The sequence below is a fragment of the Amycolatopsis camponoti genome, from assembly GCF_902497555.1.
Taxonomy (GTDB): Bacteria; Actinomycetota; Actinomycetes; order Mycobacteriales; family Pseudonocardiaceae; genus Amycolatopsis; species Amycolatopsis camponoti.
Map to the genome: position 1 here is coordinate 830,572 of NZ_CABVGP010000003.1, position 16,162 is coordinate 846,733.

Genomic DNA, 16,162 nt, shown 5'->3' on the forward strand with positions numbered 1-16,162 from the left:
ACATACAGGTGAACGGCGGGTGTACTGCTGCTCCGAACGGCGCTGTCAGAACTCTTCGCCGACGAGCGCCGCTTCCTTCGGGACCGTGTGCGGGTCGGTCACCCGCTCCCGCAGCGAGAGCAGGACACCGGCGATCACGCACAGGACGGCCGAGGCGACGAACGGCGCCTGCGGCGAACCGAACCACTCGGCCACGTGCCCGACGAGCGTCGCGGCGACGGCGCCCCCGAGCCAGCGGCAGAAGTTGTAGCCCGCGCTGGCGACCGGGCGCGGCGCGTCGCTGATCGACATCGCGGTGCCGGTGAACAGCGTGTTCAGCAGGCCGGAGACCAGCCCGGACACGATGATGCCGGCGACGAGGACCGGCTTGCTCGGCACGGCCAGCACCAGCATCAGCACGGCGTACCCGAAGACGGCGGCCGCGGCGGCGTGCCGCTCACCGAGCTTCGCGGCCAGCCGCGGCGCGAGGGCGACCCCGGCGACCGCGACGCACAGGCCCCAGCCGCAGAAGATCAGGCCGACGGCGATGGCGCTCCAGCCGAGCACGAACGGCGACCAGGCCAGTACCGCGAAGAACGCGGCGGTGTACAGCGCGGACGCGACGGAGGTGCGCAGCAGACCGGTGTGCTTGAGCGCGCGGATCGGGTCGAGCAGCTTGATCGGATCGCGCTTCTCGTGCTTGTCGCTCTTCAGGAACACCGCGCACAGCACGAGCGCACCGGCCATCAGGACGGCGGTGCCGAGGAACGGGCCGCGCCACGAGATGCTGCCGAGCAGCGCGCCCAGCAGCGGGCCGACCGACAGGCCGACGCCGAGGGCGGCCTCGTAGAGCAGGATCGCGCCGGACTGCCCGCCGGTCGCGGCGCCGACGATCACCGAAAGCGCCGTCGCGATGAAGAACGCGTTGCCGAGACCCCAGACCGCGCGCAGCCCGACGAGCTGCTCGATCGACCCGGCGGCCGAACACAGGGCGGTGGCCGCGACGATCAGCGTCAGCCCGACGAGGACCGTGCGCTTCGGCCCGAACTTGGCGCTCGCCGCGCCGGTGACCAGCATCGCGATGACCTGGACGCCGAGGTACGACGAGAAGAGCAGCGTGACCTGGGACGGCGTCGCGTCCAGACCCTTGGCGATGGACAGCAGGATCGGGTCGACCAGGCCGATCCCCATGAAGGCGATGACCGCGGCGAACGCGGTGATCCACACCTGCTTGGGCTGGCCCTTGACGGCGTCCAGCAGGCTCGAGTGGTGTTCAGCGCTCATCGCTGATCAGTTCCTCCTTCTTGGTGTCAACGAGCAACTTGGCGAGAGCCGGCAGGGCGGCTTCGATCGCAGCGCGGTCGGCGTCGTCCATCGCGATCAGTCGCTCGCGGAGGAACTCCTCGCGGGCGGCGACCATCTCGGCGTAGAAGCGACGACCCTCGTCGGTGACGTCCACGAGCACCGCGCGCCGGTCGGCGGGGTCCGGCGTGCGGGTGGCCAGGCCCAGGCGTTCGAGGCGGCTGACGACGTCGGTCATCGACGGCAGCTTCACCCGCTCGAACTCCGCCAGCGCACTCATCCGCCGCGGTCCGCCGTTGACGAGCTCGCTCAGCACCGAGCCCTGCGTGAGGGTCAGCGTCAGCTGCGGGGTCTGGCGGCGCACCTGGTGGTACAGCCGGAAGACCAGCGGCCGCAGCCGGTGGGCGAGATCGGTGATCGCGGAAGTCACTTAGCTATGCTAACAAAAATTAGTAAGGGTGGCTAAGTAACTCGGCTCACAAGCTACGCTCGGGGGATGGACGCGGTGATCTTCGACCTCGACGGCGTACTGGTGGACTCGGAGCGCATCTGGGACGAGGTGCGCCGCGCGGTGGTCGCCGAGCACGGCGGCACATGGCGTCCCGAGGCGACCCGGGCACAGCAGGGGATGAGCACCCCGGAATGGGCGCGCTACCTGGTGGAGGAGCTGGGAGCGAAGCTCTCGCCGCCGGAGATCGCGACCGTGGTGGTCAAGCGGATGGCCGCGCGGTACGCCGAGGAGCCACCGCTGATCCCGGGCGCGGTGGAGGTCGTGCGGCAGGTGTCGGCGCGGTGGCCGGTGGCCATCGCCAGCTCGTCGCCGGTGATCCTGATCAAGGGATTCTTGGACGTGACGGGGTTGCCGGTGGGGGCGGCGGTGTCGTCCGAGCAGGTCGGGGCGGGGAAGCCGGCGCCGGATGTGTACTTGAGGGCGGCCGAGCTGTTGGGAGTGGCGCCCGAGCGGTGTGCGGCGGTGGAGGACACGACCAACGGGCTTCGGTCGGCCTTGGCGGCGGGGATGGCGGTTTACGCGGTACCGAACCCGCACTTCCCGCCGGACCCGGAGGTGCTGAAACAGGCCACGGCGGTGGTGGAGAAGATCACCGACTTGCCGGGTTCGTTAGGGGTGAGCTGAGCGGACCCCAGATCACCCGGCACCGGACCGGCTCGGCTCCGGGTACGACATCGGCCACGAAGACCATGGACTCCGAGATCCGCTTCCCGGTGGAGTGAGCTTCGGTCATGTCACCGTTCGGCGCGAAGAGCTGCAGGGCCCGCACGGTGGGATCCATGAAGTAAACCGCCTTGCCCGGCGGCAGCGGCCCGCCGAACTCGCCGACATATCCGGCACGCACCCCGTGAGACGGCAGGTTGTCGGTCGAGACGCACTGCGGCGTTTTGGTGCCGTACAGCGGGGTGTTGACGGTGAGCGGTTGCCCGACGGGCACCGCAGCCACGCAGAAAAATCCGCCGGGCACGCCGGGCTGGAACGCGCTGAAAGCGTAGGCGGTCCACGTGTCGCTCTGGCCGACGAAGTCGGTCAGAGCGACCGGCCCGTTCTCCACCTGCAAGGATTTCATCGGGATTATCGGGACGAACTTCGCCAGGCTCAGCGCCTCGATCCGGTCGGCGGGCTGGGCCGGCGCCGGATCGTTGTTCAGCTGGGTGGCCAGCAGCACGCTGGTCAGCACCACCAAGACCGCGGCCAAGGGCGCGATCAACACCGTCAACCGGCGGCGGAGGGGCTTTCGCTGGCGCCGCATCTGCTCGGCCCAGGCCGCGTCGAGGTTGGGCGTGACCTCCTCCGCCTGTCCACGCAGTGCTTCGGCCAGCTTGCGTTCGAGGTCGGTCATCGCTCACCTCCTGGCTCGTCCCCCAGGTGTTTCCGCAGATTCTCCATCGCGTGGTGCGTGGTCGCTTTGACCGTGCCCGGTGAGATACCCAGCGTCTCCGCGATGCCCGCCGTGCTCAAGTCCAGCCAATAGCGAAGCACCAGCACCTCGCGTTGTCGCCGGGAAAGCTTCCCGAGGACCCCGCGCAGCTGCTCGTGCTCCCAGTTGGCCACCGCCCTGACCTCGGCCGACAGCTCGTCCGGCGGACGGTCCTGCGGCGTGCGCCGGACGACCCGCAGGTGCCGCGTGCGCGACCGGGACATGTTCACCACGGTCGTGCGGAGGTAGCCCGCCACCCGCGTGTGGTCGCTGAGCGAGTCCCAGCGCTGGTGGAGCTTGACGAAGGCCTCCTGCGCGACGTTCTCTGCGTCGTCCGCGCCGAGCAGGTGCGCCAGCCGTGTCATCTGGGCGAAGTACTCCCGGAACAGGTCGTGGAACGTCGGCGCGCCCAGATCCCCCGGCGCGCTCTCGCCCACGCTCGCACTCACACCCCGCCAACGCGCACCCCGCCCCACCGGTTTAGTCCACCATGCGAAGAAGGCCGCCACCAGCGGTGACGGCCTTCAACGGGGACTGCTTCTACCGCTCGACCTCGCCGCGGATGAACTTGTCGACGGCGTCGCGCGCGGTCGAGTCGTCGTACTGCTCCGGCGGCGACTTCATGAAGTACGACGACGCCGACAGGATCGGGCCGCCGATGCCGCGGTCGAGGGCGATCTTCGCCGCGCGGACCGCGTCGATGATGATGCCCGCCGAGTTCGGCGAGTCCCACACCTCGAGCTTGTACTCCAGGTTCAGCGGCACGTCACCGAAGGCGCGGCCCTCGAGCCGGACGTAGGCCCACTTGCGGTCGTCGAGCCACTGCACGTAGTCCGACGGTCCGATGTGGACGTTGCCCTTGCCGAGGTCGCGGTCGACCTGCGACGTGACGGACTGGGTCTTCGAGATCTTCTTCGACTCGAGCCGCTCGAGCTCCTTCATGTTCAGGAAGTCCATGTTCCCGCCCACGTTGAGCTGCATCGTCCGGTCGAGCTGGACGCCGCGGTCCTCGAACAGCTTCGCCAGCACGCGGTGCGTGATGGTGGCGCCGACCTGGGACTTGATGTCGTCGCCGACGATCGGGACGCCGGCGTCGGTGAACTTCTGCGCCCACTCCGGGTCGGAGGCGATGAACACCGGCAGCGCGTTGACGAACGCCACACCGGCGTCGATCGCGGCCTGGGCGTAGAACTTGTCCGCCACCTCGGAGCCCACGGGCAGGTACGACACGAGCACGTCGGCCTTCGCTTCGCGCAGCGCGGCGACCATGTCGACCGGGGTCTCGTCGGACTCCTCGATCGTCTCGCGGTAGAAGCGGCCGAGCCCGTCGTGGGTGTGGCCGCGCTGGACGGTGACGCCGAGCGGCGGCACGTCGGCGATCTTGATGGTGTTGTTCTCGGAGGCGAAGATCGCCTCGGAGAGGTCGCGGCTGACCTTCTTGGCGTCCACGTCGAACGCGGCGACGAACTCGATGTCGCGGACGTGGTAGCCGCCGAAGTCGACGTGCATCAGACCGGGAACGCGGGTGGCCGGGTCCGCGTCGCGGTAGTACTGGACTCCCTGGACCAGCGACGCCGCGCAGTTGCCGACGCCCACGATGGCCACCCGTACGCGGCGGTTCTCGCCCATGGGGGTTTCTCCTTCAATCCGTGTCTGTTCAGTAGGTCTGGTGCCGCGACGCTGCGGCCCGGCCGCGCGGCTCAGGTCTCCGGACCCTGCCGTTCGGCTTGTTCGTGCGCGATCAGCTCGTTGAGCCAGCGCACCTCCCGCTCACTGGTCTCCAGCCCCAGCCGGTGCAGCTCGCGGGTGTAGCGATCGATCTTCTGCTCGGCCCTGGCCAGCGCCGCCCGCATACCCTCACGGCGCTCTTCGACGCGACGGCGGCGGCCCTCGAGGATCCGCATCCGCACGTCGGCCGGGGTCCGCGAGAAGAAGGCCAGGTGAACGCCGAAGCCTTCGTCGTCCCAGGTCTGCGGCCCGGCGTCGCCGAGCAGCTCACCGAAGCGCTCCTTGCCCTCCGCGGTCAGCTTGTAGACCCGCCGCCCGCGCCGCGACCACGCCCGGTCGTCGGCCTCGTCCAGCTCCTCGACCAGGTACCCGGCCCGCAGGAGCTTCCGCAGGGTCGGATAGAGCGAGCCGTACGAGAACGTCCGGAACGTGCCGAGCGTCTCGTTCAGCCGCTTGCGCAGCACGTACCCGTGCATGGGGGCTTCGTGCAGAAGACCGAGGATCGCGAACTCCAGCACACCGCCCCCCTTCCGGGAACAAACCGTGGCGACCGGCGTTGCTCCGAATGATCGCCTCGATCCAACCTACTCAGCCACTATATCGCGCCGATACATCGAAGTGGCGAAGCTAACGAGCTTGCTCACTCTGGAGTGGGCGAAATTCACCGGAGAGTTATCGAACGTCCGGCGTGTCCCCACCGGGCGAGCCACCGGCCGCGCTAGGGGGCGTGGACGACACAGGAAGAGCCCGTACTCTGTCCTGGTGATTAACCAGCGGCAGGTCGTGGACTTCGCGTTGCAGCGCCGTGCGCTGCTCGCCGAAGTCCGCTCCGGGCGCGTCGGCAGCTACGAAGCCTGCGACGCGAGCCCGTACCTGCTGCGGGCGGCCAAGTTCCACGGCAGGGCCGGTGACCGGCCCTGCCCGATCTGCCGCCAGGAACCGCTGACCCTGGTGTCCTGGGTCTACGGTGACGAACTCAAGCACGTCGCGGGCTCGGCGAGGACCCCCGAAGAGCTGGCCAGGATGGCCGGCCGGTTCGCCGAGTTCACCGTGTACGACGTCGAAGTGTGCCGGGCGTGCCACTGGAACCACCTGGTCCGGTCGTACGTCCTCGGTACGGGGGAACCGGCCGACGGTCCGCGAAGGACCGCAGGCCGGTGAGCTGGATCACAACCGCTGAAGAGCGCAGAACGGCGCACTACCGGGCGCCGGTCTGGGAGGCCCATTCGTGAACGACGACCGCAACCGCTCCTGGCCCGGCCAGGAGCCAGATGCACCTCGCCGTGCCCAGTCGGGCCCGTGGCCGGGAGAAGACCCCGGCCCCGCCTGGCCCGGAGAAGAGGCTCCTCGCCGACCCCGCGGTGATTCGGCACAACGTGGCACACCGCCCCGGGGCAACCCGCGCGGCGGTGGATCGCCCGAGTGGCCGTCCGGCGACGAAGGCGGCCCCCAGTGGCCCGGCGAAGAGCCGGCGCGCCGTCCGCAGCGCCCGCGTCAGCAAGGCCAGCAGGGCATGCCGCCGCGCCGCGCCGTCCCGCCGCCCGGCCAGCGTGACCGGCAGGGTCCGCCCGGGTCGCCGCCGCAGGGCTTCCGCCAGCCCGGCAACCGGCCGGTGCCGCCGCCCGGGCGCGAGCCGGACCTGATCACCCACCACGCGCACAACGGCACCGACGACTTCGGCCGCGACCCGTACGACGACGGCTACGACGACGCTGCCTTCAACGAGTTCGCCGACGACGTCGAGCCCCAGGACGAGCTCGACGAAGACGGCAAGAAGGTCCTCACCCCCGCGCAGCGCAAGAAGCGCCGCTGGAAAATCATCCGGCGGGTGGCGTACGCCTTCGTCGGGCTGTTCTTCGTCGTGCCCGCGATCGCGTTCGTCATCACGTACTTCCTGGTCGACGTGCCGACGCCGGAGAGCATCAAGTCGCTGCAGAACCAGCCGATCACCTACTACGACGCCAGCAACCAGGTGATGGGCCGGGAGCTGCCGCCGGGCGGTGACCGCCAGCTGCTCAAGCCGGGCGAGGTGCCCGAGGTCGTCAAGCACGCGGTGTACTCGGCGGAGGACGCGACGTTCGAGACCAACTCGGGCTTCGACGTCACCGGCATCCTGCGCGCGGTGTTCAACCAGGTCACCGGCGGGCAGGGCGGTGGTTCGACCATCTCCCAGCAGTACATCAAGCAGGCGACGCAGAACGACGCCCCGACGCTGACCCGCAAGTGGACCGAGCTGGCCAAGTCGTTCAAGATGAACAACCAGCAGTCCAAGGAAGAGATCATCACTTCCTACCTGAACATCGTCTACTTCGGACGCGGGGCGAACGGCATCCAGGCGGCCGCCAAGGCCTACTTCAACAAGGACGCCAAGGACCTCAACGCGTCCGAGGCGTCGCTGCTCGCGGGCCTGATCCAGGGTCCCGGCCGCTCGGAAAACCAGCCCTACGCCCAGAAGCGCTGGGCGTACGTGATGGACCAGATGGTGGCCAACAAGTGGCTCCGCGCGGACGAGCGCGCCACCTTCCAGTACCCGACGCCGATCGCGAAGAACGCCAACAAGGAACAGAACTCGGGCAAGCTCACCTACCAGGTCCAGCAGCGGATCAAGGACGAGCTGGCGGCGAAGGGCTACGACGAGAACAAGCTGTTCTCCAGCGGCGCCAAGATCTACACGACGATCGACCCGGCGGCCCAGGACGCCGCGGAGAAGGCCACCGCGGACGGCATGAAGGGCCAGACCGACGAGAACCTGCTCAACGCGCTGGTCGCGGTCGACCCGAAGACCGGCGGGGTGCTCGCCTACTACGGTGGGCCGGAGCTCGTGAAGGACGCCAACGGCAAGGACCAGATCGGCCAGGACCGCGCCAACCAGGCGCGAAACCCGGGTTCGTCGGTGAAGGCGTTCGACCTCACGGCGTTCCTCAAGATGGGCAAGGGCCTCGGCGAGACGTTCGACGGCTCGAACAACCGGGTGCTCGGCGGCCGCACGGTCCGGAACGCGGGTGACAGCGCCAGCTGCGGCAAGGACTGCACCGTCGCGAAGGCGATGGAGATCTCGGCGAACACCGTGTTCTACGACATGGTCCTGAACGTGACGAAACCGTCCCGGGTCGCGGAAGCGGCGAAGGAGGCCGGCGTCAAGGTCGCGCCGGAGGGCAAGAGCGTCCTCTACACCGACGACAACAACATCTCGCTCGGTGGTGGTGGCACGGCCGTGACGCCGGAGGACATGGCGGCCGCGTACGCGTCGTTCGCCAGCGGTGGCACGTACCACGAGCAGCACTTCGTCGCGAAGCTGACGAACAACCAGGACGAGGTCGAGTTCGACCAGAACAACATCAAGACCAACCCGGCGTTCGCCGACGACGCGTCGAAGAGCCAGCAGATCGCGGGCAACGTCACCGAGGCGCTGGTGCCGGTCATCGACCACTCGAAGCTGAAGTGCCCGAGCGGCCACGAGTGCGCCGGCAAGACGGGTACGCAGCAGTACACGGCGAAGGCCGGCGACCCCTCGTCGTACAACGACCGGAACGCGCAGACGTGGATGGTGGGCTACACCCCGTCGGTGTCGGCCGCGGTCTGGGTCGGCGGCGACGGCAACAAGCCGCTGCACGACCCGAAGAACAAGCCGATCTTCGGTGCGACCATCGCCGGTCCGACGTGGCAGAACTTCATGAACCTCTACCTCAAGGGCAAGCCGGCGGAGAAGTTCGACAAGGTCCAGGCGATCGGCAAGGACGTCAACGACGTGACGACGACCCAGTCGAAGCCGTCGGAGACGCCGAGCGTCACCACGACGCCGACCACCCCGGAGTCGTCCGAGAGCACCGAGCCGTCGGAGACCGAGACGAGCACGTCGCGGTCCGGGCGGCCCACGCGGCCCGGCCCGGGTGAGACACCGACGTTCCCGCTCGGCAACACGGGTGGTGGTGGGGTCGCCCAGCCACCGGGCGCCGGGCCCGGCTAGAACGTCCTCCTTCAGGGCCCTCCGCACGAGTGCGGAGGGCCCTGAAGCGTTTCAGGAAGATCGTTTCGGCAACCCCGATGCGTCACGCGCGTCCCTTCCAAGAGGGGCGGTGAGCCCCACGGACAACTGGAGGACTGACCCGTGCCCGACGATCGATCCCGCTCCTGGCCCGGCCAGGGTCCCGATCCGCGCCGTCGCGCACCTCAGGATCCGTACGGCCAAGGTCAGGGCCCAGGCCAGGGCCCGCGCCGGCCCGTGCCCCCGCCGCCCGGCCGCCCGCCGCAGACGCCGCCGCGCGGGTACCGGCCCGAGCCGCCGCCGATGAGCGGTGGCCCCGAGCTGATGACGCACCACGCGTACGAGGAGCCGGACGGCCACGACGACGACGTCCTCGACGAAGACGGCAAGCCGGTCCTCACGCCGGAGCAGCGCAAGAAGCGGCGCTGGAAGATCATCCGGCGGGTCGGCTACGGGTTCGTCGGCGTGTTCCTCGTGCTGCCCGCGATCGCGTTCGTCATCACGTACTTCCTGGTCGACGTGCCGTCGCCGACCGAGGTCGCGCAGAACCAGAGCCAGGCGGTGACCTACCTCTTCGCCGACGGCTCGCCGATGGGCAAGGACGTCCCGCGCGGCGGCAACCGGGTGCTGCTGACCCCGGAGCAGATCCCGGACGTCATGAAGCACGCGGCGATCGCGACCGAGGACGACTCCTTCGAGACCAACTCGGGCTTCGACGTCGGCGGCCTGCTGCGCGCGGTCTACAACCAGGCCACCGGCGGCACCGGCGGCGGTTCGACGATCTCGCAGCAATACATCAAGAAGGCCACCGACAACGACGCGCCCACGCTGACGCGCAAGTGGACCGAGCTGGCCAAGTCCTTCAAGATGAACCAGACGTACGAGAAGAAGGACATCATCACCGCGTACCTGAACATCATCTACTTCGGGCGCGGGGCGTACGGGGTCGGCGCGGCGTCGCAGGCCTTCTTCCACAAGGAAGCCAAGGACCTCAGCTTCTCGGAGGCCGCGTTGCTGGCGGGGTTGATCCAGCAGCCGGGCCGGTCGGAGAACCCCAAGGTCGCCCAGGACCGCTGGAACACCGCGCTGGACCGGATGGTGAAGAACAACTACATCTCCGCGGCCGACCGCGCGGCGGCGCAGTTCCCGACGCCGATCCCGCTCGAGGACAGCAAGCAGCAGGCCGGCGCGCCGCCCGCGTTCGTCGTCCAGCAGGTGAAGGACGAGCTGGCCGCGCACGACATCCCCGAGGACCGCTACTACTCCGGCGGTTTCGTGGTGCAGACGACGATCGACCCGAAGGCGCAGCAGGCCGCGGAACAGGCCGCCACGGACGCGATGAAGAACCAGGTCGACGACAACCTGCTCAACGCGCTCGTCGCCGTCGACCCGAAGACCGGCGGGGTGCTCGCCTACTACGGCGGCAAGCCGATCGTGCAGGTCAACGGGCAGGACCAGGCCGGGCGCGACTGGGCGGACACGCCGCAGAACCCGGGCTCGTCGATGAAGCCGTTCGACCTCACGGCGTTCCTCAAGATGGGCAAGGGCCTCGACGCGAAGTTCGACGGCTCCAACAACCGCACCTTCGACGGCCGCGTCGTGCGCAACGCAGGCCCGGGCAGCAGCTGCTCGCAGCAGTGCACGGTCTCGGAAGCGATGATGCGGTCGGCGAACACCGTGTTCTACGACATGGTCCTCAACCAGACGAAGCAGGGCCCGGTCAAGGACGCGGCGCGGGAAGCCGGCGTGAAGACCAAGAACGACGACGGCGGCCAGTCGATCATCTCGACCAAGGACAACAACATCTCCCTCGGCGGTGGCGAAACCCAGATCACGCCGCTGGACATGGCCTCGGCGTACGCGACGTTCGCGGCCAACGGCCAGCAACGGGCCCGGCACTTCGTGCAGAAGGTGACCAACGGGCAGAGCGAGGTCGCCTACGAAGCGTCGACCGACGCGAAGTCGGCGTTCGACAGCGACGCCGACAAGAGCCGCCAGATCGCCGGGAACGTCACCGAGGCGCTGAAGCCGGTCATCGACTTCTCGAAGCTGAAGTGCCCGAACGGCCACGAGTGCGCCGGCAAGACCGGGACGCAGCAGCACACGAAGGTCGCGGGCGAACCGGCGTGGGCGGCGAACGCGAACTCGCAGACGTGGATGGTCGGGTACACGCCGTCGGTGTCGGTGGCGGCGTGGGTCGGCGGCGACGGCAACAAGCCGCTGCACGGCAAGAACAACTCGCCGATCTACGGCTCGACCATCGCCGGCCCGATGTGGCAGAAGTTCCTCTCGCTGTACCTGACCGGCAAGCCGGGCGAGAAGTTCGACAAGGTCGACCGCATCGGCGGCGAGGTGCCCCCGCCGCCGTCGTCCGACGTCGCCACGACCACCGACGCGACCCCGACGGACGAGAACCAGGGCGACGGCGACAACAACGGCAACGGCAACGGCAACGGCAACGACGGCGACCAGGGCGGCAACCACGGCAACCCGTCGTCGAGCCCGACGACCACGCCGAAGCACACGAAGACGCCGACGAAGACCGATACGCCGACGAAGACGGACGAGCCGGGGAACTAGCCCCGGGACTGAACCACGGTGGGCCGCGGTCCGTGTGCCTTCGAGAGGACTGCGTCCGCAGCCCACCGTGGAGGACGGCCCGTGAACAACGACCGCACGTCACCCGGCCGGCGGCCCGACCCACGTCGTCGTCGCACCCGGCGACCGGTGCCCCGCGCCGGGCTGCTGGGTGCCGAGCCGGAGCTGATCACCCACCACGCGCACAACGGGACCGAGCAGGACGTCGATCCGCCGACCGTGCCGATCCTGCGGCCCCGCCCCGGGCAGCCGCCGCGCCGGCCGCGTCCGCTCACCGACGGGGACCTGCGGAAACGGCGCTGGCGGCGGGTCCGGCGGATCGCGTACGTCGTCGCCGGGCTGTCCTTCGCCGTCCCCGCGGTCGCGTTCCTGATCACGTACCTGTCCGTCGACGTCCCCTCGCCGGAGACGGTCGCGCAGGCGCAGGGCCAGGCCGTGACCTACCTCTACCGCGACGGCACCGAGATGGGCAAGGACGTGCCGGCCGGCGGCAACCGGCAGATCCTGGCGCCGAACCAGATCCCGGACGTCGTGAAGAAGGCCGTGATCGCGACCGAGGACGCGTCGTTCGAAACCAACTCGGGCTTCGACGTCGGCGGCACCCTGCGGGCGGCGTACAACCAGGTCACCGGCGGGTCCGGGGGCGGGTCGACGATTTCCCAGCAGTACATCAAGAACTCCTCCGGCGACGACGACCCGACCCTGGCGCGCAAGTGGGTCGAGCTCGCGAAGTCGTTCAAGATGAACCAGACCTACGAGAAGGCGGACATCATCACCGCCTACCTCAACATCATCTACTTCGGCCGTGGCGCGTACGGGATCCAGGCCGCCGCGCAGGCCTACTTCGGCAAGGACGTCGGGCAGCTCGACTACTCGCAGTCCGCGCTGCTGGCCGGGCTGATCCAGCAACCCGGACGCTCGGAGAACACCGCCGTCGCGACGAGCCGGTGGAACACCGCGCTCGACCGGATGCTGAAGAACGGCTACCTGACGCCGGCCCAGCGCGCCGCGGCGAAGTTCCCGGCGCCGATCCCGCTGCGGGAGAGCCGCGAAGCCGGCGCGCTGAACCCGTTCATCAAGAAGCAGGTCAAGGCCGAGCTGGCCGCCCAGGGCATCGACGAGAAGCAGTACTACTCGGGCGGCTTCCAGGTCTTCACGACCATCGACCCGGTGGCTCAGCAGTCGGCCGAGAAAGCCGTGGCCGAGGGCATGGCCGATCAGACCGACGACCGGATCCTCAACGCCCTCGTGGCCGTCGAGCCGAAGAGCGGCGGCGTGCTCGCCTACTACGGCGGCGACGCGATCGTGAAGGGCCCGAACGGCGAGGACCAGGCCGGCCGCGACTGGGCCGACGAGCCGCACAACCCGGGTTCGTCGATGAAGCCGTTCGACCTCGCGGCGTTCCTCAAGCTCGGCCGCGGCCTCGACGCGCGGTTCGACGGCACCTCGCCGCGGACGTTCCCGGGCGTCGACCTGCCGATCCGCAACGCCGGCGACAGCAGCAGCTGCTCACAGCAGTGCACGGTCGCGGAGGCGATGCAGCGGTCCACGAACACGGTGTTCTACGACATGGTCCTGAACGTCACGAAGCCGTCCGGGGTGGCGGAAGCCGCGCAGGAGGCGGGGATCCGGACGTCCGACAACGGCGGCCGCAGCAAGCTGTTCACCGGCGACAACAACATCTCCATCGGCGGCGGTGGCACCCAGGTGACCGCGGCGGACATGGCGTCGGGCTACGCGACGTTCGCGGCGAACGGCGTCCAGCGCGACCGGCACTTCGTGCAGAAGGTGACCAACGCGAACGGCGAAACCGCGTACGAGGCCAAAGACCGCTCGGCCGACGCCTTCGCCGACAACGACCCCCAGAAGAGCGCCCAGATCGCGGGGAACGTGACGGCCGCATTGGCCCCGGTGATCCAGTTCTCGAAGCTGAGCTGCCCGGCCGGCCACGAGTGCGCCGGGAAAACCGGTACGCAGCAACACACCCCGCAGAACGACGAACCCGCGTCGGCGGCGAACGCGAACTCGCAGACGTGGATGGTGGGCTACACGCCCTCGGTGTCCGCGGCGGTCTGGGTCGGGAGCGACGGCGACAAGGCGTTGCACGGCCCGAACGGCGCACCGATCTTCGGCTCGACGCTGGCCGGCCCGATCTGGGACCGGTTCATGCAGCTGTACCTGTCGGGACGGCCGGGCGAGCGCTTCGACCGCGTGGCGGCGATCAGCTCGCCGCAGGACCGGGTCCAGGTGCAGGTCCAGCAGCCGCAGCAACCGGACCAGGACCAGCAGGACCGGCGCGACCAGCGGCAGCCCGGGAACGGGAACCGGCAGCAGGCCGATCAGCTCGACCAGTTCCGCCAGTTCCAGCAGCGGTTGCAGGAGCTGCAGGACCAGCAGCGGGGCCGAAGGAGGCCGTGACGTCGGCGCTGGGGGACACCGGCGTCACGGCCAGACTGGGGGTCAGAGCTTGATGACCGTGCCTTCGACGCCCGAGCGGTGGGCCGCCTCGATCACGCGCAGGGCTTCGACCGACGACTCCGGGTCGACCGGGAAATCGCCTTCGCCGCGCAGTGCGTCCCGCACCTCGGCGTAGAACTGCTCGTAGCGGCCGGTTTCGGTGGGCACCGTCTTGACGTCGGTGCCGATGCCGATCTTGCCCGCGTCCGACGCCGGCTCCACACCCCAGCCGCCGTCGCCCGGGCGCATGCCCGACTTGATCTGGGGTTCCTGCACGTCGAGGCCGTACTTGGTGAACGTCGCCTGGTCGCCGAGCACGCGGAAGCGCGGGTTCAGCGTGCCCGCGAGCGCCGACGCCCACAGGTGCGAGCGGACGCCGTTGGCGTGCTTCAACGCGACGAACACGTCGTCGTCGACCTGGACGCCGGCGCGGCGGCGGTCGGTCTCCGCGTAGACCTGCGTGACCGGGCCGAACAGCTGCAGCGCCTGGTCGACGATGTGCGCGCCCAGGTCGTAGAGCAGGCCGCCGGCCTCGGCCGGGTCGCCGAACTCGCGCCAGTTGTCCTTGGGCTTGGGCACCCAGCGGTCGTAGCGGGACTCGAAGCGGAACACCTCGCCGAGCTTCCCGGAATCGAGGACCTTCCGGACGGTGAGGAAGTCGGAGTCGAGGCGGCGGTTCTGGAAGACCGTCAGGCCGACGCCCGCCGCCTTCGCCGCGGCGACGACCTGCTCGGCCTCCAGCGCGGTCGGCGCGAACGGCTTGTCGACGACCACCGGCAGGCCGGCCTCGATCGCCCGCAGCGCGAGCGGCACGTGCGTGCGGTTGGGCGTGCTGACCACGACGAGGTCGAGGTCGCCGGCCCGCTCGAACAGCGCGTCGGCGTCCGGCACGACCTCCGCGCCGGGGTGGTCGGTGCGCGCCTGGACGGCGTTGCCCGACGTCGTGATGACCGCGGGGGTGAGCCCGGGCGTCGCCGCCACCAGCGGTGCGTGGAACACGCGCCCGCCGATGCCGTACCCGAGGATGCCCACGCGCAAGTCACTCATGCCCGCCATTAAACAACACTGTTGCGTAATTGGCCAGACATGGGAAGATCCGGACCATGGCGGACACCGGGGTGAACCTGCGCAACGTGCGCGAACACAACCGCGCCCTGCTGCTCACGCACATCCTGCGCGCCGGCGGCCTCAGCCGCGTCGAGCTCGCCGAACGCACCGGGCTCACCCAGCAGGCCGTCTCCAAGATCGTGCCCGAACTCCTCGACGCCGGCCTGCTGGACGAGCAGCGCCAGCCGTCCACGGGGGTCGGCAAGCCCCGAACGCAGCTGACCATCCGCGCCGGCGCCCGCCACGCGCTCGGCGCGCGCCTCGACCGCGACGAATACCGCGTGCTGCGCACCAACCTCATCGGCGAGGTCGAGGAGACGGCCGGCGGCCCGCTCCCGACGGGCTTCACCCCCGAGCAGGCCGTCGAGGCCATCGGCACGACCGCGCTCGAGCTCGCCGACGGCTTCGACGTGCTCGGCCTCGGCCTCGGCGCGGTCGGCCCGCTGGACCACCTCGCCGGCCTGGTCCGGGACGCGACGAACATGCCGGGCTGGCACGACGTCCCCCTGCGCGACCTGCTCGAGAAGCGCACCGGCCTGCCCGTGACGCTCGACAAGAACACCAACTCCGCCGCGTTCGCCCAGCTCTGGCCGCACGGCGAGCCGACGGCGACCGCGGTGGTGCTCGTCGGCACCGGCATCGGCGTCGGCCTGCTGATCGACGGACGGCTCTACCGCGGCCCGCGGACCAACGCGGGTGAGTTCGGGCACACCACGATCGCCTACGACGGGCCCGTCTGCGCCTGCGGGCGGCGCGGCTGCGTCGAGATCATGGCGAAGCAGGCTGCGGACACGCGGACCGCCGCGGGATTCCTCGGGATCGGCCTCGCTGATCTCGTGCAGGTGCTCGACCTGGAGCGGATCGTGCTGGCCGGACGCGCTGTGCGGGACGAACCGGGCACGTACCGTGACGCCGTTTCGGAGCGGCTCGAGGAGCTGCTGCCGCTGCCGCACTGGCAGCGGATCGAGATCGTCGAGGACGCCCTCGGCGAGGAGATCATCGCCCGCGGAGCCGCCGCGGAGGTCCTGGCCTCGTACTACGCGAATCCGGCATGATCACCGCCTTCACCTCGGTG

The 16,162-nt window shown here is 69.7% G+C and carries 13 protein-coding genes; 6 read left to right on the forward strand and 7 right to left on the reverse strand.

The features are described from left to right. Positions 1 to 45: 45 nt before the first annotated feature. On the reverse strand, positions 46 to 1,263 hold the full coding sequence (locus AA23TX_RS40390) for an MFS transporter (protein WP_155548225.1): 1,218 nt from the start codon (positions 1,261 to 1,263) through the stop codon (positions 46 to 48). Beyond that, complete coding sequence (locus AA23TX_RS40395) at positions 1,253 to 1,711, reverse strand: MarR family winged helix-turn-helix transcriptional regulator (protein WP_155548226.1); 459 nt, start codon at positions 1,709 to 1,711, stop codon at positions 1,253 to 1,255. Before AA23TX_RS40395 ends, AA23TX_RS40390 begins: the two co-directional genes overlap by 11 nt. Before the next feature lie 66 nt (positions 1,712 to 1,777). On the opposite strand from AA23TX_RS40395, the gene AA23TX_RS40400 reads away from it, so the two are divergent. Beyond that, complete coding sequence (locus tag AA23TX_RS40400; RefSeq protein WP_155548227.1) at positions 1,778 to 2,416, forward strand: HAD family hydrolase; 639 nt, start codon at positions 1,778 to 1,780, stop codon at positions 2,414 to 2,416. Here the strand turns inward: AA23TX_RS40400 and AA23TX_RS40405 are convergent. The 4 genes from AA23TX_RS40405 to AA23TX_RS40420 all read right to left on the reverse strand — a co-directional run bounded on the left by AA23TX_RS40405 (position 2,382) and on the right by AA23TX_RS40420 (position 5,458). Further along, positions 2,382 to 3,134 carry a hypothetical protein gene (locus tag AA23TX_RS40405; protein ID WP_155548228.1) on the reverse strand — a complete coding sequence of 251 codons (753 nt, stop codon included), beginning with the start codon at positions 3,132 to 3,134 and terminating at the stop codon, positions 2,382 to 2,384. The two genes, AA23TX_RS40400 and AA23TX_RS40405, sit on opposite strands and share 35 nt — an antisense overlap. Further along, positions 3,131 to 3,649, reverse strand: coding sequence for an RNA polymerase sigma factor (locus tag AA23TX_RS40410; RefSeq protein ID WP_155548229.1), 519 nt, complete (start codon positions 3,647 to 3,649; stop codon positions 3,131 to 3,133). The genes AA23TX_RS40405 and AA23TX_RS40410 overlap by 4 nt, the downstream gene beginning before the upstream one ends. A 103-nt stretch (positions 3,650 to 3,752) precedes the next feature. After that, on the reverse strand, positions 3,753 to 4,841 hold the full coding sequence (locus AA23TX_RS40415) for an inositol-3-phosphate synthase (protein ID WP_155548230.1): 1,089 nt from the start codon (positions 4,839 to 4,841) through the stop codon (positions 3,753 to 3,755). 71 nt (positions 4,842 to 4,912) lie between these two features. Next, positions 4,913 to 5,458, reverse strand: coding sequence for a PadR family transcriptional regulator (locus AA23TX_RS40420; protein WP_155548231.1), 546 nt, complete (start codon positions 5,456 to 5,458; stop codon positions 4,913 to 4,915). 244 nt (positions 5,459 to 5,702) lie between these two features. Between AA23TX_RS40420 and AA23TX_RS40425 the strand changes: the two genes are divergently transcribed. From AA23TX_RS40425 to AA23TX_RS40440, 4 genes are all read left to right on the forward strand, one after another. Next, complete coding sequence (locus AA23TX_RS40425; RefSeq protein WP_155548232.1) at positions 5,703 to 6,101, forward strand: DUF5318 domain-containing protein; 399 nt, start codon at positions 5,703 to 5,705, stop codon at positions 6,099 to 6,101. Between the two features lie 352 nt (positions 6,102 to 6,453). Further along, on the forward strand, positions 6,454 to 8,907 hold the full coding sequence (locus AA23TX_RS40430) for a transglycosylase domain-containing protein (RefSeq protein ID WP_155548233.1): 2,454 nt from the start codon (positions 6,454 to 6,456) through the stop codon (positions 8,905 to 8,907). 321 nt (positions 8,908 to 9,228) lie between these two features. Then, the gene (locus AA23TX_RS40435; RefSeq protein WP_155548234.1) at positions 9,229 to 11,505 is read left to right on the forward strand and encodes a transglycosylase domain-containing protein; all 2,277 of its coding nucleotides are present in this window, start codon (positions 9,229 to 9,231) and stop codon (positions 11,503 to 11,505) included. An 81-nt stretch (positions 11,506 to 11,586) separates the two neighbouring features. Further along, entirely contained in the window at positions 11,587 to 13,941 is a 2,355-nt protein-coding gene (locus AA23TX_RS40440) for a transglycosylase domain-containing protein (RefSeq protein ID WP_230863031.1), read from the forward strand. Positions 13,942 to 13,983: 42 nt separating this feature from the next. Here the strand turns inward: AA23TX_RS40440 and AA23TX_RS40445 are convergent, their stop codons facing one another. Further along, positions 13,984 to 15,027: a Gfo/Idh/MocA family oxidoreductase gene (locus AA23TX_RS40445; RefSeq protein ID WP_155548235.1), complete on the reverse strand. Its 1,044-nt coding sequence runs from the start codon at positions 15,025 to 15,027 to the stop codon at positions 13,984 to 13,986. A 56-nt stretch (positions 15,028 to 15,083) separates the two neighbouring features. Here AA23TX_RS40445 and AA23TX_RS40450 point away from each other — a divergent pair, with 56 nt between their 5' ends. Beyond that, the gene (locus tag AA23TX_RS40450; RefSeq protein WP_155548236.1) at positions 15,084 to 16,142 is read left to right on the forward strand and encodes an ROK family transcriptional regulator; all 1,059 of its coding nucleotides are present in this window, start codon (positions 15,084 to 15,086) and stop codon (positions 16,140 to 16,142) included. Positions 16,143 to 16,162: the final 20 nt, after the last annotated feature.